The 25,962-nt window shown below is 73.7% G+C and carries 21 protein-coding genes; 15 read left to right on the top strand and 6 right to left on the bottom strand.

Annotated elements, in window-relative coordinates:
- A complete protein-coding gene (locus ACZ51I_RS31250; RefSeq protein ID WP_468882658.1) occupies positions 1-753 on the bottom strand; it encodes a TIGR03089 family protein in 753 nt (250 codons plus the stop codon).
- Positions 754-890: 137 nt separating this feature from the next.
- On the opposite strand from ACZ51I_RS31250, the gene ACZ51I_RS31245 reads away from it, so the two are divergent.
- The 3 genes from ACZ51I_RS31245 to ACZ51I_RS31235 all read left to right on the top strand — a co-directional run bounded on the left by ACZ51I_RS31245 (position 891) and on the right by ACZ51I_RS31235 (position 4,930).
- Positions 891-2,318, top strand: coding sequence for a peptidoglycan recognition protein family protein (locus tag ACZ51I_RS31245; RefSeq protein ID WP_468882655.1), 1,428 nt, complete (start codon positions 891-893; stop codon positions 2,316-2,318).
- Positions 2,319-2,424: 106 nt separating this feature from the next.
- Positions 2,425-3,507 carry a mannose-1-phosphate guanylyltransferase gene (gene manB, locus ACZ51I_RS31240; protein WP_468882652.1) on the top strand — a complete coding sequence of 361 codons (1,083 nt, stop codon included), beginning with the start codon at positions 2,425-2,427 and terminating at the stop codon, positions 3,505-3,507.
- A gap of 439 nt (positions 3,508-3,946) precedes the next feature.
- Positions 3,947-4,930: a DNA-3-methyladenine glycosylase family protein gene (locus tag ACZ51I_RS31235; RefSeq protein WP_468882649.1), complete on the top strand. Its 984-nt coding sequence runs from the start codon at positions 3,947-3,949 to the stop codon at positions 4,928-4,930.
- Positions 4,931-4,962: 32 nt separating this feature from the next.
- On the opposite strand, the gene ACZ51I_RS31230 is transcribed toward ACZ51I_RS31235, so the two are convergent.
- From ACZ51I_RS31230 to ACZ51I_RS31220, 3 genes are read right to left on the bottom strand one after another with little or no spacing between them, the layout of a single operon-like run.
- A complete protein-coding gene (locus ACZ51I_RS31230; RefSeq protein WP_468882646.1) occupies positions 4,963-6,270 on the bottom strand; it encodes a coenzyme F420-0:L-glutamate ligase in 1,308 nt (435 codons plus the stop codon).
- Complete coding sequence (gene cofD, locus ACZ51I_RS31225) at positions 6,267-7,223, bottom strand: 2-phospho-L-lactate transferase (RefSeq protein ID WP_468882644.1); 957 nt, start codon at positions 7,221-7,223, stop codon at positions 6,267-6,269. The genes ACZ51I_RS31230 and cofD overlap by 4 nt, the downstream gene beginning before the upstream one ends.
- Before the next feature lie 13 nt (positions 7,224-7,236).
- Entirely contained in the window at positions 7,237-7,758 is a 522-nt protein-coding gene (locus ACZ51I_RS31220) for a cysteine dioxygenase (RefSeq protein ID WP_468882642.1), read from the bottom strand.
- A 674-nt stretch (positions 7,759-8,432) separates the two neighbouring features.
- On the opposite strand from ACZ51I_RS31220, the gene ACZ51I_RS31215 reads away from it, so the two are divergent.
- The 3 genes from ACZ51I_RS31215 (at position 8,433) to ACZ51I_RS31205 (ending at position 14,186) form a co-directional block, all read left to right on the top strand.
- Positions 8,433-8,696, top strand: coding sequence for a WhiB family transcriptional regulator (locus ACZ51I_RS31215; protein ID WP_015033978.1), 264 nt, complete (start codon positions 8,433-8,435; stop codon positions 8,694-8,696).
- A 256-nt stretch (positions 8,697-8,952) separates the two neighbouring features.
- A complete protein-coding gene (locus ACZ51I_RS31210; protein ID WP_468882639.1) occupies positions 8,953-12,669 on the top strand; it encodes a glycosyltransferase family 2 protein in 3,717 nt (1,238 codons plus the stop codon).
- Positions 12,666-14,186 (top strand): DUF5719 family protein, encoded by a 1,521-nt coding sequence (locus ACZ51I_RS31205; RefSeq protein ID WP_468882636.1) that lies wholly within the window; start codon positions 12,666-12,668, stop codon positions 14,184-14,186. The genes ACZ51I_RS31210 and ACZ51I_RS31205 overlap by 4 nt, the downstream gene beginning before the upstream one ends.
- A gap of 54 nt (positions 14,187-14,240) precedes the next feature.
- Here ACZ51I_RS31205 and ACZ51I_RS31200 read toward each other — a convergent pair whose 3' ends face one another.
- Positions 14,241-14,696: a metallopeptidase family protein gene (locus tag ACZ51I_RS31200; protein WP_468882633.1), complete on the bottom strand. Its 456-nt coding sequence runs from the start codon at positions 14,694-14,696 to the stop codon at positions 14,241-14,243.
- A gap of 298 nt (positions 14,697-14,994) precedes the next feature.
- Here ACZ51I_RS31200 and ACZ51I_RS31195 point away from each other — a divergent pair, with 298 nt between their 5' ends.
- The 8 genes from ACZ51I_RS31195 (at position 14,995) to ACZ51I_RS31160 (ending at position 23,523) form a co-directional block, all read left to right on the top strand.
- Positions 14,995-15,426, top strand: coding sequence for a DUF3499 domain-containing protein (locus ACZ51I_RS31195; RefSeq protein WP_468882678.1), 432 nt, complete (start codon positions 14,995-14,997; stop codon positions 15,424-15,426).
- A gap of 114 nt (positions 15,427-15,540) precedes the next feature.
- Positions 15,541-16,908, top strand: coding sequence for a phosphomannomutase/phosphoglucomutase (locus ACZ51I_RS31190; protein WP_468882630.1), 1,368 nt, complete (start codon positions 15,541-15,543; stop codon positions 16,906-16,908).
- Between the two features lie 89 nt (positions 16,909-16,997).
- Positions 16,998-17,180, top strand: coding sequence for a Trm112 family protein (locus ACZ51I_RS31185; protein WP_086832166.1), 183 nt, complete (start codon positions 16,998-17,000; stop codon positions 17,178-17,180).
- A gap of 281 nt (positions 17,181-17,461) precedes the next feature.
- Complete coding sequence (locus tag ACZ51I_RS31180; RefSeq protein WP_468882626.1) at positions 17,462-18,610, top strand: SIS domain-containing protein; 1,149 nt, start codon at positions 17,462-17,464, stop codon at positions 18,608-18,610.
- Between the two features lie 142 nt (positions 18,611-18,752).
- Positions 18,753-19,904, top strand: coding sequence for a mannose-6-phosphate isomerase, class I (manA, locus tag ACZ51I_RS31175; protein WP_468882623.1), 1,152 nt, complete (start codon positions 18,753-18,755; stop codon positions 19,902-19,904).
- Between the two features lie 66 nt (positions 19,905-19,970).
- Complete coding sequence (locus ACZ51I_RS31170; RefSeq protein ID WP_468882620.1) at positions 19,971-20,936, top strand: cation diffusion facilitator family transporter; 966 nt, start codon at positions 19,971-19,973, stop codon at positions 20,934-20,936.
- Positions 20,937-21,302: 366 nt separating this feature from the next.
- Positions 21,303-22,757, top strand: a complete 1,455-nt coding sequence (gene ahcY / locus ACZ51I_RS31165) for an adenosylhomocysteinase (protein ID WP_468882617.1) — start codon at positions 21,303-21,305, stop codon at positions 22,755-22,757.
- A 151-nt stretch (positions 22,758-22,908) separates the two neighbouring features.
- Complete coding sequence (locus tag ACZ51I_RS31160) at positions 22,909-23,523, top strand: hypothetical protein (protein WP_468882614.1); 615 nt, start codon at positions 22,909-22,911, stop codon at positions 23,521-23,523.
- A gap of 21 nt (positions 23,524-23,544) precedes the next feature.
- Here ACZ51I_RS31160 and ACZ51I_RS31155 read toward each other — a convergent pair whose 3' ends face one another.
- Complete coding sequence (locus ACZ51I_RS31155; protein WP_468882612.1) at positions 23,545-24,453, bottom strand: RDD family protein; 909 nt, start codon at positions 24,451-24,453, stop codon at positions 23,545-23,547.
- Between the two features lie 119 nt (positions 24,454-24,572).
- Here ACZ51I_RS31155 and ACZ51I_RS31150 point away from each other — a divergent pair, with 119 nt between their 5' ends.
- A complete protein-coding gene (locus ACZ51I_RS31150) occupies positions 24,573-25,580 on the top strand; it encodes a stage II sporulation protein M (RefSeq protein ID WP_468882610.1) in 1,008 nt (335 codons plus the stop codon).
- Positions 25,581-25,962 lie beyond the last annotated feature (382 nt).

The following is a 25,962-nucleotide window of genomic DNA, read 5'->3' as shown; positions in this document are numbered from 1 at the left end:
TCAGAGCGCCGAGTGCGTCACGCGCTCGCTCTCGACCCGCTTCTCCAGGCCCTCGGCGCCCAGCTGGTCCAGGTTCCGGCACAGCACCACCGAGCCACCCGCCGCGAGGGGGGCGTACAGGCCGGACGAGAGCCCCTGCCAGTCGTCGTAGCCGAGCCCGGAGAGGAGCCGGGCGCCGGGGGCCAGGCCGAGGGCCGCCGCGTCCGCCCTGGCCTGCTCGACGAGTTCGGCCCCGCTGCGTTCCGTCCCGTCGACGACGAGCGCCGGAGCCTCCGGATCGACCGGTACGAACGGGGCGAACCGGTCGCCCTGGCTCGGCACCTCGACCGCGTAGTCCGCGTACCCGGCGGGCGCGGCCGGGAAGCGGCGGCCCAGCGGCGCGAGGGAGAGCGCGATCCGCTCCCCGGAGCAGGCGAGACCCGCCTCCAGGGTGTCCGGACCCGCGACCACGACGTCCGCGTCCGAGGGGTCGCCGCCGATCTCCGCGGTCACGCCGACGGACGAGCAGGCGAGCAGCCAGACGGCGCTCTGCCAGTGCGCGGGCAGCAGCAGCGCGAGCCGGTCGCCGGGCGCGGCGGACAGCTCGCCCTGGAGCAGGTTCGCCGTCTTGGCCACCCAATTGGCGAAGGTGGCGACGGACAATTCCACGCGCTCACCGGTGGCGTCGTCGTAGAAGGTGACCAAGGGGCGCGCGGGGTCCGCGGCGAGCGCGGATCGCAGCAGGTCGGCAGGGGTGCGGTCGCTGGCGTTCACGCCGGACAGCGTACGCGGACGGGTGCGCGGGGGTCCGCCGTACCGGTGACGCCGTCCTCCGGTCGGACCGACAGCCCGTCAGTTTCCGGGCGCGTTCCCGGCGCGCGGAACGCGCCGGAGATACGCACGATCGGCCCATGCGTGCCTCACTCGCCTCCTCGATCGCCGTCACCTGCGCGGCGGTGCTCGCCCTGCCGGTCTCCCTCACCGCGCCGGCGGCGGCCTCGACGCCGCCGGCGGCCGCCACCGCACTGCCACCCGCGCCCGAACTGCCGGGCTCCACCCAGTCGCTGCCACTCGAACCGCTCGGCGCCGCCAACCGCGCCCTCGGCGGGGCGTCCGGCTCGGGCGAGCAGGGGCTCGCCCGACGCGACGTCAGGCCCTTCTCACTCGTCGGTGTCGTCTGGGACGACCCGGCTGCCCCGCTGCACGGCACCGTGCAGGTCCGCACCAGGCCCACCGGCGGCGGCGCCTGGTCGCCGTGGCAGGACGTGGAGACCCACAACGAGGAGCACGGGGCCGACCCCGACACCGCCGAGGGCTCCGCCCGGGCGCTCCGCGGCTCCACGGCCCCGCTGTGGGTGGGCGACTCGGACGGCGTCGAGATCCGCGTACGGGGGGAGGAACCGCTCCCGACGGGCCTGCGGCTCGAACTGGTGGACCCGGGCGAGGACCCGGGGACCGCGCCGGAACAGGCCGTGCCGGACGAAGACGCGCCGGAGGAGGACGTGCCCCGCACCCGTGGCGCCGTGATCCCGGCCACTCAGGCCGCCCCGGCCGGAGCGAGCGCGGCGGAAGCGTCCGCGATGGCGGTGAACGCCCAGCTCGCCCCGTACGGCGCTGCCTGGATCCCGGCCCTCTCCAAGGAGGAGACCGAACTCACGGTGCGGAACATGCCGCAGCAGGAGGCGGCGGCAGGCGTTCCCGCCGGCCCGGCGGCCGCCGCGGCGAAGCCGTACATCGGCCCCCGGCCCAAGATCATCACCCGTAAGGGATGGGGCGCGGACGAGCGGATCCGCGAGAAGGGCTTCGTCTACACGAAGACCATCAAGGCGGCCTTCGTCCACCACAGCGCCACCGGCAACAACTACAGCTGCCGCCAGGCCCCCTCCGTCCTGCGCAGCATCTACCGCTACCACGTCAAGAGCAGCGGCTGGCGGGACTTCGGCTACAACTTCGCCGTCGACAAGTGCGGCAACATCTACGAGGGCCGGGCCGGTGGCGTCGCCAAGCCGGTCCTCGGCGCCCACACCCTCGGCTTCAACACCAACAGCATGGGCATCGCGGTCCTCGGCACCTTCAGCCGCAGCAACCCGCCGGCCGCCGCCGTGACCGCCGTCGCGCGCCTGACGGCCTGGAAGCTCGGGCTCCACGGGGTGAACCCGAAGGGAACGTCGTACCTGATCTCGGGCGGCGGGAACCTGTACAAGAAGGGCAGGAAGGTACGGTTCAACGCCATCGCCGGACACCGCGACGGGTTCGCCACGGACTGCCCCGGCGGACGGCTGTACGGCAAGCTCGGCACGGCCCGCGCGAGCTCGGCGAAGTACCAGGGAAGGCTCTGATGGGGGCATGGAGGCAACCATCTGCCTAAACTGACCGGTCATATCGCACGGACGACCGAGACGGGCGAGCCGGCCGGCCCCGCAAACAGGAAGCAGAGACGACAAGGTGACAGAAGCGATCCTCCTGGTCGGTGGCAAGGGCACACGGCTGCGACCCCTCACGGTCAACACGCCCAAGCCCATGGTCCCGGCGGCGGGCGTCCCCTTCCTGACCCATCAGCTGGCCCGGGCCCGTGCCGCCGGCGTCGAGCACATCGTGCTCGCGACCTCCTACCTGGCCGAGGTCTTCGAGCCGTACTTCGGTGACGGCTCGGACCTCGGTCTCAGCCTGGAGTACGTCACCGAGGAGGAGCCCCTCGGCACCGGCGGCGCCATACGCAACGTCGCCTCCCGGCTGCACTCGGGCCCCGACGAGCCGGTCCTCATCTTCAACGGGGACATCCTCACGGGCCTGGACATCCAGGCCCTCGTCGACACCCACTCCTCCTCCGGCGCGGACGTCTCGCTCCACCTGACCCGGGTCGAGGACCCGCGCGCCTTCGGCCTGGTCCCCACGGACGCCACGGGCCGCGTCACGGCCTTCCTGGAGAAGCCGCAGACGCCCGAGGAGATCGTCACCGACCAGATCAACGCGGGCGCGTACGTCTTCAAGCGCTCGGTCATCGACTCGATCCCCGCGGGCCGGCCGGTCTCGGTGGAGCGCGAGACGTTCCCGGAGCTCCTCTCCACCGGGGCCCACCTCCAGGGCATGGTCGACTCCACGTACTGGCTGGACCTCGGCACCCCGCAGGCCTTCGTCCGCGGCTCCGCCGACCTGGTCCTGGGCCGCGCGCCGTCCCCGGCCGTGCCGGGCCGCTGCGGCGACCGCCTGGTGCTCCCGTCGGCGCGCGTCGCCCCGGACGCCAAGCTGACCGGCGGCACGGTCGTCGGCGCGGACGCGGTGGTCGGCGAGGGCGCCCGCGTCACGGGCTCCACGCTCCTCGCGGGCGCGGTCGTCGAGCCGGGCGCGGTGATCACCGACTCCCTGATCGGCGCGGGCGCCCGCATCGGCGCGCGTACGGTCGTGAGCGGGGCGGTCGTGGGGGACGGGGCGCAGGTGGGCGCGGACAACGAACTCCGCGACGGCATCCGCGTCTGGTGCAACGCCACCCTCCCCCCGGGCACGGTCCGCTTCTCGTCGGACCAGTAACCGAACGCGGCCACCAACGGCCCGGCTGCCCGCCGCGGGCGGGGGCTCGCCGGGGCGGTGCCCCGGCCCACCCCGTTGTGGGCAGTCGTTCCGCTCGGGCGGAACGGGTGGGGACAACGGAGGGCGCCCCTTTGCCGGGCCTAGGCTCCCGCGCCCTGGCCCGCACCGCGTGTGCGCCGCCGCTGGGGGTGCGGGTCCAGGCGCGGAAGGCGGAGGCGCCGCTGAGCGCGCCGTCCCGTGCGCCCACCCTCCCCCAAGCCCTCGGCTTCGTTCGAGCAGCGGGGACCCCCATCGCCCTGCGGGACGCCTGCCCACACGGGGGGGCCGGGGTGCGGGCCCACACGGCGGACCAGGGCCGTGGCCCGCCCGCGCCGGGCGAGGCGCGGCCCACCCGCCCGCACGGCCCGAGGCGCCGCCCCGCCCGGCTACGCTCATACACATGGCCGGCCGCTTCGCACCCAGACCCACCCGCACCACAGTCCGCGGCGGCCACCTCCCCACCCCCCTCCCGGACACCGACACCGCCCCGCCGCTCCCGGAGACCGCCCCCCTCGACCTCGGCCTCACCCTCGGCCCCCTCCGCCGCGGCCCCGGCGACCCCACGTTCCGGGCGACCCCGGACGGCTCGGTCTGGCGGGCCAGCCGCACCCCCGAGGGCCCCGGCACCCTCCGTATCCGGATCGAGGCGGGACGGGTCGCGGCGGACGCCTGGGGCCCGGGAGCCGGCTGGCTCCGGGACAGCCTCCCCGGCCTCCTCGGCGCCGGGGACGACCCGGCCGCCTTCGTCCCCCGCCACAAGCTGCTCCTGGCGACCCACCGCCGCCGCCCGGGCCTGCGCCTCACCCGCACCGGCCTGGTCCTGGAGTCGCTGATCCCGTCGGTCCTGGAGCAGAAGGTCACGGCGCACGAGGCCTACGCGTCCTGGCGGGTGCTCGTACGGAAGTACGGCGAGCCGGCCCCGGGCCCGGCGCCGGACGGCATGTACGTCATGCCGGACGCGCGCGCGTGGACACGGATCCCGTCCTGGGAGTGGCACCGCGCGAACGTCGACGGCAAGCGCTCGGCCACCATCGTCCGCGCGGCCCAGGTGGCGGCCCGCCTGGAGGAGGCCGCGCACATGGACCCGACGGCGGCCCGCGCGCGCCTGGAACTGGTCCCGGGCATCGGCCCCTGGACGAGCGCCGAGACGATCCAGCGCAGCAACGGCGCCCCCGACGAGGTCACCACCGGCGACCTCCACCTCCCGGGCATCGTCGGCTGGGCGCTCGCGGGCGACCGTACGGCCGACGACGAGGCGATGCTGGCCCTCCTGGCCCCGTACGCCGGCCAGCGCCACCGCGCGGCCCGCCTGATCCTCCTCAGCGGCCGCGTACCCCCGCGCCGGGCCCCCCGCATGGCCCCGGGAAACATCAGAGCCCTCTGAGCGGCCCGAAGGCCGGTGGTGGACCCGGCGGCCTACCTGACCAGGATGAACTCCGAAGCGGCCCGCGCCGCCCGCTCCCTCGCCGGGCCCGCCGGGTGCCCGATGGCGACCGCGCCCATGGGGTCCCAGTCGTCCGGCAGCCCGAGGACGTCCCGTACGACGTCCCGGCAGAACATCGTCGAGGACACCCAGGCCGAGCCCAGCCGCTCGCCGGCCAGCGCCACGAGGAAGTTCTGCACGCCCGCGCCCGTCGCCACCACGAACATCTCGCGCTCGGCGGCGTCCCGGCGCGCGTCACCGTAGTGGTGGGAGCCGTCCATGACGAGGCAGGGCACGGCCAGACAGGGCGCGTCGCGCAGGACGTCCCCGCGCCGGATCCGCTTCGCGATGGACTCCTCGGACCTGCCGTCACGGCGCAGGTCCGCGATCCACGCGTCCCGCATCGCGTCGAGCAGCCGCGTCCGCGACTCGGCCGACTCCAGGAGCACGAACCGCCACGGCGTGGTGTGGTGCGGTGCCGGGGCCGTCACGGCGGCGGCGACCGCGCGCCGGACCGCGCCCGGGTCGACCGGCTCGTCGGTGAACTCCCGTACGGTCCGCCGCAGCGTCACCGCCTCCCGTACGGCCTCCGAGGTCCCGAGCCGGAACATGTCGTCGGCGGCGGAGCGTACGAGCGCCCGCGCGCCCTCCTCGGCGTCGCCGCCCACCACATGGGGCAGGCCGCGCACGACCGCGACCGGCAGCCCGGACGCCTTGCCCTTCACCAGGTCGCCGGCGGCGGCGAGTTCGTCGGCGGTGGCGACCACGGTCGCGCTCAGCGGGTTGCCGTGCGCGTCGGTCCCGCCGCGCAGGTCGTCGAGGACCCGCACGCCGGCCGCGCCGATGGCCACGTCGGTGAGGCCGGTGCGCCAGGGCCGCCCGAAGGTGTCCGTGACGACGACGCCCACGTCGACGCCGAGCGCCTCGCGGAGCCCGGAACGGATGCGCCGCGCCGAGGCGTCGGGGTCCTCGGGCAGCAACAGCACGGTCCCGGAAGGGGTGTTGGAGGCGTCGACCCCGGCGGCGGCCATGACGAGCCCCTGCCGGTTCTCGACGATGCGGAGCGGACCGCGCCGCGCCACCACCCGTACCGTCTCGGCGTCGATGGCCTCCTCGCGGTCGTCGGCCGCGACCACCCGCCCCTCGGCCTTGCTGACGATCTTGGACGTGACGAGCAGGACGTCCCCGTCGGCGAGCTCCGGCGAGACGGAGGCGATCAGCTTGGCCAGATCGTCCCCTGCGGCCACCTCGGGAAGGCCGGGCAGCGCCCAGACCCGGTACGAAGGAGCGACGGCAGTCACCCCCGTACCTCCTCCGCCAGCGCCAGCGCCTCGCGCGCCATCGCGGCCGTCGCGTCCACGTCGGTCATCATCAGCGGCACCGCGCGACAGGTGATCCCCGCCGCCTCGACCTCGGCGACCGCGTCCGCGTCCACGGTGTCGACGAGCCAGCCGCCGATGAGCTCGGCGCCGTAGTGCAGGGCCACCGCCGCCGCCGTGGACTCCACGCCCACGGCCGCGAGCACCTTGTCGGCCATGCCGCGCACAGGGGCGTCGCCGACGATGGGGGAGAGGCCCACGACCGGCGCCCCGGCGGCGACGACCGCCTCACGGATCCCGGGCACGGCCAGGATCGTCCCGACGCTCACCACCGGGTTGGACGGCGGGAAGAGGATGACGTCCGCCCCGGCGATCGCCTCCAGGACGCCCGGCGCGGGCTTCGCGGCCTCCGCGCCGACCGGCACGACGGCCTTCGCGTCGACGGAGGCGCGCAGCTTCACCCAGTACTCCTGGAAGTGCACCGCGCGCTGCTCGCCGTCCACCTCGATCGCCACGTGCGTCTCGACGCGGTCGTCGGACATGGGGAGGAGGCGTACCCCGGGCTGCCAGCGGGCGCACAGCGCCTCGGTGACGGCGCTCAGCGGGTAGCCCGCGCCGAGCATCTGCGTACGGACGATGTGGGTGGCGAAGTCACGGTCGCCGAGGCCGAACCACTCGGGCCCCACCCCGTACGCCGCGAGCTCCTCCTTCACGGTGGAGGACTCGTCCGTACGTCCCCAGCCCTGCTCCTCGTTGATGCCCCCGCCGAGGGTGTACATCACCGTGTCCAGGTCGGGGCAGACCTTCAGCCCGAAGAGATGGATGTCGTCACCGGTGTTGCCGATGACCGTGATCTCCGCGTCCGGCGCGGCCTGCTTGAGGCCGCGAAGGAAACGGGCACCACCGATGCCGCCGGCCAGAACCACAATGCGCATGCGCAGCAGTCTCTCAGGCGACGACGGCCCCGGCGGTGACAGGGGCGCACTGCGCCTGGAGCGACTCGTGCATCGACTCGTGCATCGGCATCTCGGTCAGGCCGGGGAAGTAGACGTGCAGGCTGACGGCCGGTTCGAGGGAGTCGTTGACGACCTCGTGGACGTACCCGGGCGCGAAGACGCGCTGCGCGCCCCCGGCGAGTGTCCGGACGCCCCGGTCCGTGCGCTCCGTCAGTTCGCCCTCCAGGACGGTCAGCACCCCGGAGGAGAGGCCGTGGTCGTGGAGCCCGCTGCCCTGTCCGGGCACCCAGGAGAGCAGCCACACCTCGTAGCCGGGGCCGGTGCGCAGGCGGTGGTACCAGCGGGTGGTGGCGTCGTACTCGACGTGCGGCGCCCACTGGGAGCGGTCCTCGGCGATGGAGCGCGCGAGCCCGGCGAACTCGGCCACGGTGACGGGGTGGGCGCGCTCGGGCTGGAGGAGGTGCGGGACCTCGAGGATGTCGCCGGCGATCTGAAGGTCGCTGTCCATGTTCATGGGGTGGGGTGGTTCCTCAGCAGAAACAGAAGCGGTGGGGGGTCACGCAAGAGAGGTGACACGAGTGACGCGGGGTGACGCTGGGGGAAGAAGCTGGAGCTCTACGGCATCAACAGCTGGGACAGCAACAGCAACAGCGCGCCTGGACAGCGCGGCGGAACCCACGGGTGTGGGTCGCGGAGAGCGCTGCGGTCGCTGGCATGCCACCAAAGGTGGCCGGAGGGGTACCCGACTGTCAACTCAATGCCCGATTTGGGGGTAATGTTTCACCTCATCCGGTTACTGCGTCGGGAGAAAGGTTTGTTCAGGCGCGGACCAGGAGAGATGGCGCTTCGACCGCGGTCATAAACATCGGAAACGCGGGAAGGCGTGACCGGACTGTGATCCGAATCGCTTCCAGGGGTGGATCCGCAACAAGATCCAAGTCCCGGACGTCCTCCCTTGTGAAGGTGTGCGGCGCGGTCCGGCCGGTGACAGGCCGGTGGCATGTGTCACGGTTTTTGGTGATTTGAACACTTTCCGCATAGGCTTGGTTCCGCAGAGTGAATACGGGGCCCAATAGCAGATCTCGGCTTGACTCGCACAGAGCACGAACTTGTAATTTCACTCGTGTCGTTCGGCCGGGTTCCGCCCCGGCACCACCACGGGGACGCACAGACAGACGAGGGGCGCACATGACCGAGTTGTTCCAGGAACTGCTGGTCGAGGACGCGGACGAGGAACTCGGCTGGCAGGAGCGCGCGCTGTGCGCCCAGACCGATCCCGAGTCCTTCTTCCCCGAGAAGGGCGGCTCGACCCGCGAGGCCAAGAAGGTCTGCCTCGCCTGCGAGGTCCGCTCCGAGTGCCTCGAATACGCCCTGCAGAACGACGAACGCTTCGGCATCTGGGGCGGCCTCTCCGAGCGTGAGCGACGCCGCCTGAAGAAGGCCGCCGTCTGAACCGCGCGAAGCCTGCCGCGCCCCGCGCGCCCCGGCGCGCCCACCAGGACATGACGAACGGTCCGCCCCCTGTGCACCATCCACAGGCGGCGGACCGTTCCGCGTGTCCGGCACGCGGTGTCCCTGACGAAGCCCTCCCGCACGGTCTGTCCACAGGTCGGCGGACCGCTCCGCGTGCAGCCGTTAGTGTGGGCCTCCGTCCGAGACGCTCCCCACGCCCCCTGCGGGCGACCCCGGCCGGAGGGCCCGTAGCTCGATGTCCTCAACTCCTGAGTTTCCGCGACACGTCGTCACCGCCGTGCTCGTCACCCACGACGGCGCCCGCTGGCTGCCCGACGCGCTCGCCGGGCTGCTCGCCCAGGAGCGCCCCGTGCAGAACGTGGTGGCGGCCGACACCGGCAGCGCCGACGACTCGGCGCAGCTCGTCGCCGACGCCATCGGCGCCGACCGCGTCCTGCACCTCGCGCGCCGCACCGGCTTCGGCGCCGCCGTCGAGGAGGCCGCCCGCACCGCGCCCCCGCTCGGACCCGAGGACCTGCCCTACCTGAAGCGCCCCAGCGGCTGGGACCCCGTCAGCCGGACCTGGAACGACGAGGCGTACGACCTCCCCGAACTCCCGCACGGCGAACCGGTCCAGTGGCTCTGGCTCCTCCACGACGACTGCGCCCCCGAGCCCAGCGCCCTCGCCGAACTCCTGCGCGTCGCCGACTCCGACGAGGAAGCGGCCGTCATCGGCCCCAAGCTGCGCGGCTGGTACGACAGGAAGCAGCTCCTCGAAGCCGGCGTCAGCATCGCCCGCAGCGGCCGCCGCTGGACCGGACTCGACCGCCGCGAGCAGGACCAGGGCCAGCACGACCAGGTCCGCTCCGTCCTCTCCGTCTCCACCGCCGGCATGCTGGTCCGCCGCGACGTCTTCGAGAGCCTCGGCGGCTTCGACCGCCGCCTGCCCCTCATGCGCGACGACGTCGACCTGTGCTGGCGCGCGCACTCCGCCGGCCACCGCGTCCTCGTCGCCCCCGACGCCGTCCTGCGGCACGCCGAGGCCTCCGCCCGCGAGCGCCGCACCGTCGACTGCGCCGGCCGCACGGCCGCCGACCCGCACCGCGTCGACAAGGCCGGCGCCGTCCACACCCTCCTCGCCAACACCCGCGGCCGAGCCCTCCCGTACGTCCTCGTGCGGCTCGTCCTCAGCACCCTGCTCCGCACCCTCGCCTACCTCGTCGGCAAGGCACCGGGCCAGGCGGTCGACGAGGTCATGGGCCTCTTCGCCACCCTGCTGCGGCCCGAGAAGATCCTCGCCGCCCGCAAGCGCCGCAGGAACCCGGCCGTCCTCAACAGCGAGTTCCGGTCCCTCTTCCCGCCGCCCGGCGCCACCCTCCGCGCCACCGTCGAGCAGATCGCCTCCCACTTCGGCGGCGCCGAGGCCGACACCGGCGGCTCCCGCCACGGCGTCGTCGAGTCCGGCCCCGGCGGCGACGACGCCGACTACCTGGAGATCGAGCAGTTCGCCCGGCTGAAGAAGGTCGCCCGCAAACCGGGTCCGGTCCTCTTCGCCCTCCTGCTCGTCGTCTCCCTGGTCGCCTGCCGCAACCTGTTCGCCGGCGGCTCCCTGGCCGGCGGCGCCCTGCTGCCCGCGCCCGACACCGTCTCCGGCCTCTGGTCGCGGTACGCCGACGCCTGGCACGCCCTCGGCACCGGCGGCACCCAGACCGCCCCGCCCTACCTCGCCGTCCTGGCCGCGCTCTCCGCGCTGTTCCTCGGCTCCACCTCCACCGCGCTGACCCTGCTGCTCGTCTGCTCGGTCCCGCTCGCCGGCTTCACCGCGTACTTCGCCGCCCGCGGCATCGTCGAGTCCCGGCTCCTGCGCGCCTGGGGCGCCATCGCGTACGCCTTCCTGCCCGCCGCCACCGGGGCCCTCGCCGCCGGCCGGCTCGGCACCGCCGTCCTCGCGATCCTGCTCCCGCTGATCGCCCGCGCCGCCGTCGCCGCCCACGGCTTCAACCGGCCCGACCGTGGCAGCTGGCGCGCCACCTGGGCGTACACCTTCCTGCTGACCTTCGCGACGGCGTTCACGCCGGTCGTCTGGCCGCTCGCCGTCCTCCTCGGCCTCGGCGTGCTCGCCGTGCGCCGCTCGGACGTCACCGCGTACGGGCTGCGCTTCCTGGCCGCCGTCGGCACCCCGCTGCTCGTCCTCGCCCCCTGGTCGCTCACCCTCCTCACCGACCCCGCCGCCTTCCTGCGCGAGGCCGGCGTCGACGTCCGTACGGGCACGGCCACCGCGCTCGACCTGCTCGGCACGAGCCCCGGCGGCCCCGGCACCACCGGCGGCCTGCTCCTGATCGGACTCGTCCTCGCCGGCCTGGCCGGACTGCTGCGCGAGGAGCGGCAGCTCGCCGTCCGCGCCGCCTGGGTCGCCGCCCTCGCCGGACTCCTCTTCGCCACCCTCGCCAACGGCGCGGGCGGCACCGGCTGGGCCGGACCCGCCACCCTCGTCTACGGCGCCGCCCTCATCGCCGCCGGCATGATCGGCGCCGAGGGCGGCCGCACCCGCGTCGCCGCCCACGGCTTCGGCTGGCGCCAGCCCGTCGCCGCCCTCATCGCCCTCGCCTGCGCCCTCGGCCCCGCCGTCGCCGCCGTCGGCTGGATGATCGGCGGCGCCGACGGCCCGCTGACCCGGCGCGATCCGGTCCAGGTCCCCGCCTTCGTCGCCGAGGAGAGCGGCACCCGCGACCAGCCCCGCACCCTCGTCCTCGGCGCCGGCGCGCCCGGAGAGGTCGCCTACACCCTGGTCCGCGGCTCCGGCGCCCGCCTCGGCGACGCCGAACTCACCGCGGCCGCCGAGGACGACCCCCGCCTCGACGAGGTCGTCGCCCACCTCGTCGCCGGCTCCGGTGCCGACCAGACCCAGGAGCTCAGCGGCTACGCGATCCGGTACGTGCTCGTACGGGACGGGGCACCGCGCCAGATGAGCCGCGTCCTCGACTCCACGCCCGGCCTCAGCCGCCTCAGCCAGCTCGACGGCAGCGCGCTCTGGCGCGTCGACCGCGAGATCGCCCGCATGATGATCGTCCCGCCCGCGGCCACGACCGGTGACACCGACAAGGCGGAGGAGAGCGCCAAGCCGGTCGCCGTCGCCGCCGGACCCGTCGAGGCGCACACCGACGTCCCCGCGGGACCCGCCGGCCGCGTCCTGCGCCTCGCCGACCGCGCCGCCGAGGGGTGGACCGCCACCCTCGACGGCAAGGAGCTGACGCGGACCACCGTCGACGGCTGGGCCCAGGGCTTCGAGCTCCCCGCCCAGGGCGGCCGCCTCGACCTCACGTACGACGAGCCGCTCACCCACACCGCGTGGATCTGGGCCCAGGCCGGCCTCGCCGTCGTCCTGCTCGTCCTCGCCCTGCCCGGCCGGCGCCGCGAGATCGACGACGACCTCCCCGAGGAGGAGCTCGCCATCCCCGCCCAGGCCACCGAGGGCGACGGCCGCCGCGCCCGCCGCCTGCGCGCCGCCGCGGAAGCCGAGGCGGAGGCGCAGGCGCAGACCGACGGGGCCCCCGGCTCTCCGGACCACGAGCAGGCCCCCATCCCGGAGCAGCAGTCCTACGAGCCCCGGGAGCAGGCCCAGGAGTGGGACGGCGGCTACGACCCGGCCTACGCCCAGGCCCAGGAGCAGCCGCAGACCCAGCAGTACGCCGAGCAGGGCTACTACCAGGACTACACGCCCGACCCGTACCAGCAGCAGCCGTACGCGTACCCCCAGCAGGGCTACGAGCAGCCGCAGACCCAGCCGTACGCCGAGCAGGGGTACGCCGAGCAGGGGTACGAGCAGCAGCCCCAGCAGCAGTACGACCCGCAGCAGCCGCAGCAGCCGCAGCAGCCGCAGCAGTACGACCAGCAGCAGTACGACCCGTACGGCTACGGGTACCCCCAGGGTCACGAGACCGAGCAGCGTCCCGACGGGAGCAGCAACCAGTGAAGCGCACGACCCTCTCCCTGATCGCGGGCGCGACGGCCCTCGCCGCCGTCACCGGCTTCGCGGCCCTCACCGCCCCGGACGGCACCGCCGCCCCCGAGGCGAAGGCCACCACCCGCCTGCCCGTGGAGCGCGCCGGCCTCGTCTGCCCGGCCCCCAGCACCTCCGAGGTGGCCGAGACCCGCTACACCTCGTACACCCCGACGAGTACGGGTACGGGGTCGACCCCCGCCGGCGGCAAGGCCGAGCAGCCCACGGCGCGCCTGCTGACCGCCACGACCGCGGGCGGCACGGCCAAGACCGGCAAGAAGCCCAAGACCCCCAAGGCCCCGGCCACCGTCACCGCCCCCGGCAAGCCCGTCACCGCCGACGCGGACGGGGGCGCCGTGCCCGCCCTCACCGGCGCCGCGACCGGCGCCCTCGCCCCCGGCTGGACCGTCCAGCAGACCACCGTCGTCCCGGCGGGCGGCGCCCGCGGCCTCCTCGGCCTCGGCTGCGGCGCCCCCGACACCGACTTCTGGTTCCCGGCGGCCTCCACCGCCAAGGAACGCCAGGACTACGTCCACCTCACCAACCCGGACGACACGGCCGCCGTCGCCGACATCGAGCTCTACGGCCCCGAGGGCGCCCTCAAGTCCCAGTTCACCGAGGGCATCCCGGTCCCCGCGCACTCGACCGTCCCGGTGCTCCTCTCCACCCTCACGAGCGAGACCGCCCGCCGGGACGTCACCGTCCACGTCACCACCCGCAGCGGACGCGTCGGCGCCGCCGTCGCCGCGGGCGACGACAAGCTCGGCAGCGACTGGATCGCCCCGGCCGCCGACCCGGCGAGCAGCGCCGTGCTCCCCGGCATCCCGGCCGACGCCACCTCGGTACGGCTCGTGGCCTTCGCCCCCGGCGACGACGACGCCGACCTCAAGGTCCAGCTGGCCACCGCGACCGGCACGATCGTCCCGGCGGGCGCCGGCTCCCTCCACGTGAAGTCCGGGATGACGGCCTCCGCCGACCTGCCGGACCTCACCCGGGGCGCGGTGGGCTCCCTGCTCCTCACCCCGAGCGACCCGAAGAAGCCGGTTCCGGTCGTGGCGGGCCTCCAGGTCGTGCGCGGCAAGGGCGAGAACACCGAGATCGCGTTCATCCCGGCCACCGCGGCCGTCTCCGCGCGCGCGACGGTCGCCGACAACCGGGCCAAGGGCTCGACGCTCGCCCTGACCGCCCCCGGCGCCGAGGCCCGGGTGAAGGTCACCGCCTCGGCCGGTTCCGAGGGGGGTACGCCGGTGTCGAGGACCGTCACGGTCAAGGCGGGCACGACGACGGTCCTGACCGACCTCGTCCCCGGCGGCCTGAAGGGCTCCTACGCGCTGACCGTCGAACCGGTCTCCGGCGGCAAGGTGCACGCGGCCCGGACGCTCACCCTTCCGGAGGACGGCGTCCCGATGTTCACCGTCCAGACCTTCGTCGACGACCGTGGCACGGTCGAGGTCCCGACGGCCCACCAGGACCTGGGCGTACTGGACTGACCTCCGCGTCCCCCGTACGGGCGGATCGGCGGGATCAGTCCCGCCGGTACGGGATCAGTCCTGCCCGTACCGGGGGTCGACGGACTCGGGGGAGAGCCCCAGCAGCTCCGCGACCTGCTCCACCACGACCTCGTGGACCAGAAGCGCCCGCTCGTCCCGGCTCTTCGAGCGGATCTCGACCGGCCGCCGGTAGACGACCACCCGGGCGGGCTCGTTCTTCCCGGCGGGCAGCGAGCCGCCCAGCGGCACCGTCTCGCCCGACACCGGCGGCGGCACCTCGAGCACCATGAAGTCGACGTCCGCCAGCTGCGGCCAGCGCCGTTCGAGGCGCTCCACCGAGTCGAGGACGAGATCGCGGAAGGTGTCGGCCCGGCTCGCGGAGAGCGGCACCTGCGGTGGCGCGACCGGACCCCGCATCCCGCGGCCGTGCCGGTCGCGGCGGCGGACCCGGGGCTCCGCCGGGGGCTCCGTGGGGCGGTGCGAAGGGCTCGGCGGCACAGGACTGTCCATCACTGACGCAGCGTAACTCCCCTCCGTCCCACCGCACCGTGGCGCGTCCCCGCCGACTCTCCCGGCGTGCCCGCGCCCGCGACGCCCCGCTGTCCGAACCTGCCCGTTCCGGCCGACCTCACGCCCGATCAGACGGCCCGTCGCGATCGGCCATCTGGCCCTGGTTGACCGGATTTGTGTCCCAGGGTGTCCGGATAACCCCCTGCCCCCGCCCCCGTACATGCCCTCCCGCGCAGGTCAGAGTCGTCACCACGGGAAGGGGGGTGCCGGAGGTCACACCGCGACACGGGGGAGTGACCTGAGGGAGAGTCGTCGCGGCCCGCTCAAGAGTGCGGTACCGTCCAACGTCGTGAGCCCTGTACGTCGCTGTTCGCGCACCGCGTGCGGCCGCCCTGCCGTCGCGACACTGACGTACGTCTATGCCGACTCGACTGCGGTCCTCGGCCCGCTCGCCACCTACGCCGAGCCCCACTGCTACGACCTGTGCGCCGAGCACAGCGAGCGCCTCACCGCCCCGCGCGGCTGGGAGGTGGTGCGGCTCTCCGACGGGTCCGCCCCCGCCCGCCCCAGCGGCGACGACCTCGAAGCGCTGGCCAACGCCGTACGGGAAGCGGCCCGCCCCCAGGAGCGCGCGGCCGAGGCCGGCGGCAAGGGCGGAGGCCGCGGCGGGGACCCCATGGAGGTCGGGCGCCGCGGGCACCTCAGGGTGCTCCGTTCGCCCGACAACTGACGCCGACCGGCCACCGGCCGCGGACACCCGACCCCGTATCTCCGCTCTCCGGGTAGTTTTGGCGTTCCCTACACGCGCCGCACACGCGTGCCGAGAACTCAGGAGGGTGGATCCGTGACTGCCGATCTGTCGCAGATCGTGAAGGCGTACGACATCCGCGGAGTCGTACCCGACCAGTGGGACGAGACGCTCGCGGAACTCTTCGGCGCCGCCTTCGTACAGGTGACGGACGCGGACGCGATCGTCGTCGGCCACGACATGCGCCCCTCGTCGCCCGGCCTCGCGGCCGCCTTCGCGCGCGGCGCGGCCCGCCTCGGCGCCGACGTCACGCTCATCGGGCTCTGCTCCACCGACCAGCTGTACTTCGCCTCCGGCAGCCTCGACCTGCCCGGGGCCATGTTCACGGCCTCCCACAACCCGGCCCAGTACAACGGCATCAAGATGTGCCGCGCCGGCGCCGCCCCCGTCGGCCAGGACACCGGCCTCGCCGACATCCGCGCCCTCGCGGAGCGGTGGACGGAGACGGGCGCGCCCGAAGCGGCGGCCACGCCGGGCACGATCACCGAGCGCGACACGCTCGCGGACTACGCCGCGCACCTCAAGGCCCTGGTGGACCTCACCGCGATCCGCCCCCTCAAGGTGGTCGTCGACGCGGGCAACGGCATGGGCGGCCACACGGTCCCCACCGTCTTCGAGGGCCTGCCGCTCGACCTCGTCCCCATGTACTTCGAGCTCGACGGCACCTTCCCGAACCACGAGGCGAACCCGCTCGACCCGAAGAACATCGTCGACCTCCAGGCCCGCGTCGTCGCCGAGGGGGCCGACCTCGGCCTCGCCTTCGACGGCGACGCCGACCGCTGCTTCGTCGTCGACGAGTGCGGCGAGCCGGTCTCCCCGTCCGCGATCACGGCCCTCGTCGCCGCGCGCGAACTCGCCAAGCACCCCGGCGGGACGATCATCCACAACCTGATCACCTCCTGGTCCGTGCCGGAGGTCGTCCGCGAGCAGGGCGGCGCGCCGGTCCGCACCCGCGTCGGCCACTCCTTCATCAAGGAGGAGATGGCGAAGACCGGAGCGATCTTCGGCGGCGAGCACTCGGCGCACTACTACTTCAAGGACTTCTGGAACGCGGACACCGGCATGCTCGCCGCGCTCCACGTCCTCGCCGCCCTGGGCGGCCAGGAGGGCACCCTGTCCGACCTGGTCTCCGCCTACGACCGGTACGCCTCCTCGGGCGAGATCAACTCGACGGTCGCGGACCAGGCGGCGAGCGCGGCCAAGGTCAGGGCGACGTACGAGAACGCCGAGGGCATCACCCTGGACGAGCTCGACGGCCTGACCGTGACGGCGGCGGACTGGTGGTTCAACCTCCGCGCCTCCAACACGGAGCCGCTCCTCCGCCTCAACGTCGAGGCCCGCGACGAGGCCACCATGGCCAAGATCCGCGACGAGGTCCTCGCCCTGGTCCGGGCGACCGACTGACCCCGCCGTGCCGCCGGGGAACGGGGGCGTGCCCCGTTCCCCGGCGGTAGGCTGACCTGGCCCGATCCGTCTGTTCGAAGGGACATCCCATGCCGCTCGAAGCCGGCCTCCTGGAGATCCTGGCCTGCCCGGCCTGCCACGCTCCGCTGAACGACCGCACGGCGGACGAGACCCCCGAGCTGATCTGCACGAGCCCCGACTGCGGCCTCGCCTACCCGGTCCGCGACGGCATCCCGGTCCTCCTCACCGACGAGGCCCGCAAGCCGGCGTAACCCGCCGTGGGCAGCCGTCCCGCTGGACGGCCGCCCTGTGGAACCGGCTCCCCGCCCTCCGTGTGGGCGGGCGTCCCGCAGGGCGGGACGGGCGGGCACACGCGACGGCGCGCTCAGCGGCGCCTCCGCCTTCCACGCCCGAACCCGCACCACGACGGCCTCCCCCGGGGGCGCGGGGGCCTCGCCCCGGACCGGGCACACCACCAGCACCCGCACCGCGTAGCACCCCCGCACCCGTAGCGTCCGCGCCCGCGCCCGCGCCCCGCAAGGAGGCACCGCACATGCTCGACGAGACCCTCCTCGACGCCCCGGACGACCTCGCCCTGGCCGACCACCGAGGCCTCCTCCGCGGCGCCGCCGAGGCCGGCGCACGGGTACGGACCGCCGCCCGCCACGCCGCCGAGGCCGGCATCGCCGACCTCCGCCCCGAAGGCCGCCCCCGCGCGGTCCTCGTCGCGGGCCCCGGCACCGCGGCCGTCGGCGTCGCGGACCTGATCGGCGCGCTCGCCGGAGCCGCCGCCCCCGTCGTACGCCTCCAGCCGACCGGCGTCGCCCCCGCCGCGGGCGCCCTGCGCTGGACCCTGCCGGGCTGGTCGGGTTCGGTGGACCTGCTGCTGCTCCCGACCACCGACGGCGCCGAACCGGGCCTCGCCCTCCTCGCCGAGCAGGCGTACCGCCGCGGGATCACGGTCGTCGCCGTCGCTCCGCGGTCCTCCCCGCTCGCCGAGACGGTCAACGGCTCGCTCGGCCTGTTCGTCCCGATGGCGACCGCCCCGAACGAGACGTCCGACGAGTACGCCGAGAGCATCGCGGCCGGCCCGGGCGCGCTCTGGGCCCTGTTCACCCCCCTCCTCGCGCTCCTGGACCGCGTCGGGCTCGTCGAGGCGCCGCCGGAGGCCCTGGAGAAGGCCGCCGACCGCCTGGACCGCACGGCGGAGCGCTGCGGCCCGGCCATCGCCACGTACAGCAACCCGGCGAAGACGCTCGCCGCCGAACTCGCGGACACGCTCCCGCTGATCTGGACCGAAGGCAGCGCCGCGGGCCCGGTCGGCCGCCGTTTCGCCGCCGTCCTCGCCGAACTCGCCGGCCTGCCCGCCCTCGCGGCCGAACTCCCCGAGGCCCTCCCGGCCCACGGCGTCCTGCTGGCGGGCGACTACGCGGCGGGCGCCGACCCGGACGACTTCTTCCGCGACCGCGTGGACGAGCAGCAGGCGCTCCGCGCCCGCGTGGTCCTGCTCCGCGACCGCCCGGCGGACGGCCTCACCGCCGCCCCGGCCGCCCGCGAACTGGCCCTCGGCCACGGGACCGCCGTCAGCGAACTCGAACCGGAGGAGGGCGGCGACCTGGAGACCCTCGCCGAACTGCTCGCGGTGACCGACTTCGCGGCCGTCTACCTCGCCCTGGCGACCCCGGGCCGCACCCCCCACTAGCCCGGCCGCGCCGCCGGCCGCCCGCCACCCCACCCCGTCACCGCGCCGTCCACCCCCGGACACGCGCTCGACACCCACCCCCTGTCACCTGTCTCCCGACACCCGCACCATCCGTCACCACCCCGAGGAGCTGGCAGGCACCATGGACCGCCTCGTCAACACCGTCCGCCCCTACGCCTGGGGATCCACGACGGCCATCCCGGAGCTGCTCGGAACCGCCCCCACCGGCGAGCCCCAGGCCGAGATGTGGATGGGCGCCCACCCCGGTGCCCCCTCCCGCACCGAGCGCGGCCCGCTGAACGAGCTCATCGCCGCCGACCCCGTACGCGAACTGGGGGAGAGGTCCCTCGAGAAGTTCGGACCGCGGCTCCCGTTCCTCCTCAAGCTGCTCGCCGCGGGCGCCCCGCTCTCCCTCCAGGTCCACCCCGACCTGACACAGGCGAAGGCCGGGTACGCCGCCGAAGAGGCCGCCGGCATCCCCGTCGACGCCCCGCACCGTACGTACAAGGACGCCAACCACAAGCCCGAGCTGATCTGCGCGCTCACCCCCTTCGACGGCCTGTGCGGCTTCCGCGCCCCCGTCGAGGCCGCCGACCTCATCGCCGCGCTGGGCGTCGACTCCCTCAAGCCGTACGTGGACCTCCTCCACGCCCACCCCGAGGAGGCCGCGCTCCGCGAGGTCCTGACGGCCCTCCTCACCGCCGACCGCGAGGAGATGGCGCACACCGTCGCCGAGGCCCATGCCGCCGCCGACCGCCTCGGCGGCGACCACGCCCCGTACGCGACCCTGGCCCACCACTACCCGAGCGACCCCGGCGTGATCGCCGCCATGCTCCTCAACCGCGTCCGGCTCCAGCCCGGCGAGGCCCTCTACCTCGGCGCGGGCGTCCCCCACGCCTACCTCGACGGCCTCGGCGTCGAGATCATGGCCAACTCCGACAACGTCCTGCGCTGCGGACTCACGCCCAAGCACGTCGACGTCCCCGAACTCCTCCGCGTCGTCCGCTTCGAGCCGAACGACCCGGCCGTCCTGCGCCCCGAGGCCTCCCCCTCCGGCGAGGAGGTCTACGAGACCCCGATCGACGAGTTCCGCCTCTCCCGCTTCGCCCGCGCCGAAGGCGCCGTACCGACCGACGTCACCGCCGCCACCCCGCAGATCCTGCTGGCCGTCGCCGGCCGCCCGACGGCGGGCGAGGTCACCCTCGGCCCCGGCGAGTCCGTCTTCGTACCCGCGAGCGAGCCCACCCTCCTGACCGGGGCGGGAACGGTCTTCCGAGCGACCGTCGTGGCCTGATGCGACAATGACCGGCCGAACCGCGGCGATCGAGCCGGAGCACCGACGAAGGGACCACGTACACCCATGAGCGCGTCAGGCGGAACCAAAGCGATCGTGGCGGCACTCGCAGCGAACCTCGCGATCGCCGCAGCCAAGTTCGTGGCGTTCCTCTTCAGCGGTTCGTCCTCGATGCTCGCCGAGAGCGTCCACTCCCTCGCCGACTCCGGCAACCAGGGCCTGCTCCTCCTCGGCGGCAAGAAGGCCCAGCGCGAGGCGACCCCGCAGCACCCCTTCGGCTACGGCCGCGAGCGCTACATCTACGCCTTCCTCGTCTCCATCGTGCTCTTCTCCGTCGGTGGCATGTTCGCCATCTACGAGGGCTACGAGAAGGTCAAGCACCCGCACGCGATCGAGGCCTGGTACTGGCCGGTCGGCGTCCTCGTCTTCGCGATCATCGCCGAGTCCTTCTCCTTCCGCACCGCCATCAAGGAGTCGAACCCGCTCCGCGGCAACCTCTCCTGGAAGGAGTTCGTCCGCCGCGCCAAGGCCCCCGAGCTCCCCGTCGTCCTCCTGGAGGACCTCGGAGCCCTCGTCGGCCTCGTCCTCGCCCTCGGCGGCGTCGGGCTCGCCCTGCTCACCGACAACGGCGTCTGGGACGGCATCGGCACCCTCTGCATCGGCGTCCTGCTCATCCTGATCGCGCTCGTTCTCGCCGCCGAGACCAAGTCGCTGCTCCTCGGCGAATCGGCGGGCATCGAGGACGTCAGGAAGATCGAGGCGGCCGTCGTCGACGGCGAGACCGTCACCGGCCTGATCCACATGCGCACCCTCCACCTCGGCCCCGAGGAACTCCTCGTCGCCGCCAAGATCGCCGTCCAGCACGACGACACGGCCGCCGAGGTCGCGAGCGCCATCAACGCCGCCGAGGAGCGCATCCGCTCCGCCGTCCCGATCGCCCGGGTCATCTACCTGGAGCCCGACATCTACAGCGAGAAGGCGGCCTCGGCAGGCCAGAACCCGGCCAAGACCCCGGGCGGCCCCGGCCACTGACCCCCACACGCCGGCACACCCCACCACCCCCAGGCCCCCGGGACCGCACGCCCCGGGGGCCTCGTGCATCCGTACGGGCGCGGGCGCCGCGCACGGACCTCGCGCATCGGTACGGCGCGCGGCCGCAGCCCCGCGCGGGCTCGATGCGGACTGTGGCCCGCCGCACCGATCGGTGTAGATTCGTGACCAGCCAGACGTCGCTGCTGATGGCGGTCGGGCGGTCCACGGACCGGCCGAGGGAGAGAGGGCCTCCGACGACGGCACCATGGAAGCGCCCGGGCATTCGTGTGCCCACCGGCGCCCCGCCGTGGTTGCCAGGCGCCTCAACCGACCCTCGCACTCGCACACACGAGGAGCAGCCCAGTCATGACGACTGCCGCCCACCAGGACTTCAAGGTCGCCGACCTCTCCCTGGCCGTCTTCGGCCGCAAGGAGATCACCCTCGCCGAGCACGAGATGCCCGGCCTGATGTCGATCCGCCGCGAGTACGCCGAGCAGCAGCCGCTCGCCGGCGCCCGCATCACCGGCTCCCTGCACATGACCGTGCAGACCGCCGTCCTCATCGAGACCCTGGTCGCCCTCGGCGCCGAGGTCCGCTGGGCCTCCTGCAACATCTTCTCCACCCAGGACCACGCCGCCGCGGCCATCGCCGTCGGCCCGAACGGCACCCCGGAGAACCCCCAGGGCGTCCCGGTCTTCGCCTGGAAGGGCGAGACCCTGGAGGAGTACTGGTGGTGCACCGAGCAGGCCCTCACCTGGCCGAACACGCCCACCGGCGGCCCGAACATGATCCTGGACGACGGCGGTGACGCCACCCTCCTCGTCCACAAGGGCGTCGAGTTCGAGAAGGCCGGCTCCGCCCCGGACCCGTCCACCGCGGACAGCGAGGAGTACAGCTACATCCTCCAGCTCCTCAACCGCACCCTCTCCGAGAACCCGCAGAAGTGGACCCAGCTGGCGTCCGAGATCCGCGGCGTGACCGAGGAGACCACGACCGGTGTCCACCGCCTCTACGAGATGATGCAGGCCGGCACCCTGCTCTTCCCGGCGATCAACGTGAACGACGCCGTGACGAAGTCGAAGTTCGACAACAAGTACGGCTGCCGCCACTCCCTCATCGACGGCATCAACCGCGCCACCGACGTCCTCATCGGCGGCAAGACGGCCGTCGTCTGCGGCTACGGCGACGTCGGCAAGGGCTGCGCCGAGTCCCTCCGCGGCCAGGGCGCCCGTGTCATCGTCACCGAGATCGACCCGATCTGCGCGCTCCAGGCGGCGATGGACGGCTACCAGGTCACGACCCTCGACGAGGTCGTCGAGACCGCCGACATCTTCATCACCACCACCGGCAACAAGGACATCATCATGGCCGCCGACATGGCCAAGATGAAGCACCAGGCCATCGTCGGAAACATCGGCCACTTCGACAACGAGATCGACATGGCCGGCCTCGCCAAGATCCCCGGCATCGTCAAGGACGAGGTCAAGCCGCAGGTCCACACCTGGACCTTCCCCGACGGCAAGGTCCTCATCGTCCTCTCCGAGGGCCGTCTGCTGAACCTCGGCAACGCGACCGGCCACCCCTCCTTCGTGATGTCGAACTCCTTCGCGGACCAGACCCTGGCCCAGATCGAGCTCTTCACCAAGCCGCAGGAGTACCCGACCGACGTCTACGTGCTGCCGAAGCACCTGGACGAGAAGGTCGCCCGCCTCCACCTGGACTCGCTCGGCGTCAAGCTGACGACCCTCCGCCCCGAGCAGGCCGCCTACATCGGCGTCGAGGTCGAGGGCCCCTTCAAGCCGGACCACTACCGCTACTGATGCCCCGGCCGACGACGCCCGCGCTGACGCGGCGCCGTCCCGGACACCCGTAGAGGACCCAGGCAGGCCCCCCGCACCCCCGTGCCGGGGGGTCTGCCCCGTCCCGCCCCCGCTACCGCTCCAGGAAGCGCTCCCTCCCGAGGACCGACCCATGCCCCGCGGCCGTTATTCGCTCCATGACCCGCACGATCACACCCCCCTCGGTGAAGAACACTTCCACTGCGCGCCCGGCCCCTCCGGCTGGCGCTACGTCTCACAGACCACCACCCCCTCGGGCGACCACCTCGGCTCCGTCGACCTGGCCGTCGACGAACTCGGCCGCCCCATCCGCCTCGAACTGCACGCCGCGAGCTGGCAGGTCCGCGGCGCGGCCCTCGACGGCGTCACCTGGGTCCGCACGGACCCCACCGGAACCCACGCCACCGAAGGCAATGTGCGCGCCCACGCCTTCACCGGCACGTCCCCGGCGTTCCTCGTCGCCCTCACGCGACTCCTGCGTCTCACCCCCGATTCCCCCGAGACCCGTGTCAGGCTCGTCGCCTTCACGGACCCGGTGCTCGCCCCCCTCACGGTCGACCAGTCCTGGGCCCTGCTGAGAAGTGAAGCGCACGCCACTGACAACGGCCCTCTGACGGTGGACGAGTACCAGGTCAGCGCCCTGGACACAGGCGAACGCCACACCGTCCACATCGCCGGCGACGTGGTCCTCGCCGCCCCCGGCATCGAACTCGAAGCCCTGGAAACCCCGCCGTCGGTCTTCCCCTGACCCCACCGCCGGCCCCCGCCGTCAGGCAGGCGGAGCGAACCCGGTGGGCCGCGCCCCGGACTCCGCCGCGGGCCCGACGACCGGGGGAGCACCCTCAGCCGGAGGGACGAGCGGGGGAACAACCGACTGACCGACAGAGGGAACACCGACCGGGGGCGGCACGGCCCCTGGCGCCCCCACCACCGGGGCGAAGGCCCGCCGGGCGTCCCGCGCCTGCCGCTCGGCCACCACGCCCGCCAGATAGGCATCGGCCGGCACCCCCGCCGGCGGAGGCGTCCCGGTCCACACCACCAGCTCGTCGGCCAGCCGCTCCGCCAGCCGCCGCCCCACGACCGGGTCCAGGTCACGCGCGCGCGTCAGGTACTGACGTATCTCCAGCCACAGCGCCTCCGGCACCGCCGAGAGATCGAGCCCGGCGAAGCGCCCCACCAGCCACGGCGGTGGCGGAGGCACGGCCCGCACGCGGGCCGCGGGTATTCGCTCCCGCACCACCAGCGTCCCCGCGAAGACGTCCCCGAGCCGCCGCCCCCGCTCGGACACGAGGGAGGCGACACAGGCGACGACGCCGAAGGTCATCAGGATCTCCACGACCCCCATGGCGCCCCGCACCAGCGCGTGCCGGAACCGGATCGGCCCCCCGTCGTCCCGGACCACCCGCAGCCCGCAGGCCAGCTTCCCCAGCGAACGCCCGTGCGTCAGCGTCTCCACCGCGATCGGCGCACCCACGAGCACCAGCAGGAAGGAGGCGATGGAAACCGCCATCACCGCGGCCTCGTCCAGCGAGGCCGTCGCGACGGCGAGCCCGAGTGTGATCAGCAGATAGACGGCCCACACCGCGACGAGGTCGATCAACACCGCCAGCGCCCGACTCGGCAGCCGCGCGGGCTGCAGACCCAGCACGACGGCGTCTCCCGTCACCAACCCACTCACGGCACCCACCCTTTTCAGCCCTTCCCGACCCCTCCGAACGCCAGTCTGCCAAGCTGGCCCGCAGCGCGCCGCAGTAGTACGGACCCGTCCACAGCCAGTGCCTGGAGCAGCAGCCGATCATGGACCTCGACGTCTACGTGACCGCCCACCGCGCCGAGTGGGAACGCCTCGACCACCTCCTGGGCCGGGGCGGCAGGCTCACCGGCGCCGAGGCCGACGAGCTCGTCGCCCTGTACCAGCGCGCGGCCACCCACCTCTCGATCGTCCAGTCGAGCGCCCCGGACCCCATGCTCACGGCCCGCCTCACCCAGCTCGTCGCCCGGGCCCGCGCGACCGTCACCGGCACCCGCCGCTCCTCCTGGCGCGACGCCGTCCGCTTCCTGACGGCCGGCTTCCCCGCCGCGGTCTACCGGTCCCGCCACTGGTGGATCCCCACGGCGGTCCTCTCCACCCTGCTCGCGGTCCTCATCGGCTGGTGGATCGGCACGCACCCGGAGGTCCAGGCCTCGATCGGCGCCAACGCCGACCTCCGCGAGATGACCCGCCCCGGCGGCCAGTACGAGACGTACTACTCCAGCCACCCGGCGGCCTCCTTCGCCGCACAGGTCTGGACGAACAACGCCCAGGCCGCGGCCATGTGCCTGGTCCTGGGCGCGTTCCTGGGGATCCCGGTCCTCTGGATCCTCTTCCTGAACATGCTGAACCTCGGCGTCGGCATCGGCCTGATGTCCTCCGCCGGCCGCCTCGACGTCTTCCTGGGCCTGATCCTTCCGCACGGCCTGCTCGAACTGACCGCCGTCTTCGTCGCCGCCGGTACGGGCCTCCGCCTCGGCTGGACCGTCATCGACCCGGGCCCCAGGACCCGCCGCGCCGCCCTGGCGGAACAGGGTCGCGCCGCCGTCGGCATGGCCATGGGCCTGGCCCTGGTCCTGTTCGTCTCGGGCCTCATCGAAGGCTTCGTCACGCCCTCGGGCCTTCCCACCTGGGCCCGCGTCACGATAGGGATCGCCGCTGAGCTGGCCTTCCTCACGTACGTCTACGTCCTCGGAGGCCGCGCCGCCCGAGCCGGCGACACGGGCGACCTCGAAGAGCCCGACCGCAGCGCCACGCTCCCCACCGCCGCCTGATGTGCGTCGGCCCCCGCGGACCTGCTAGTCTCCTCCGGTGCTCGCGAAAGCTGTTGACACGGCGGACGCGGGGAGGTAGATTTTAACGGTTGCCTGGAACTGGACAGTTCGGTAGCGGCCGGGTAGGGTCTCACTCACTCCGGCAGGGATTCGATTCCACGGAGTCATCCCGATTCTTATTCGAATCACGAAAGTCGCCGATTAGGTCGGCCGAAACGATTCTGATAAAGTCGAAATCGCCGGAAGGGCCCGGAGCGAAAGCGAAAGGGACCGGAAAGCACCGAGGGAATCGGATCGAAAAGATCTGATAGAGTCGGAAACGAAGGAAGCGCCCGGAGGGCCTGGAAACAGGAACGAAGGAAGCGTCCGCACCTTGAGAACT

The sequence above is a fragment of the Streptomyces sp. NPDC034084 genome (genome assembly GCF_055575535.1).
This window is presented reverse-complemented; position numbering and strand designations above follow the sequence as displayed.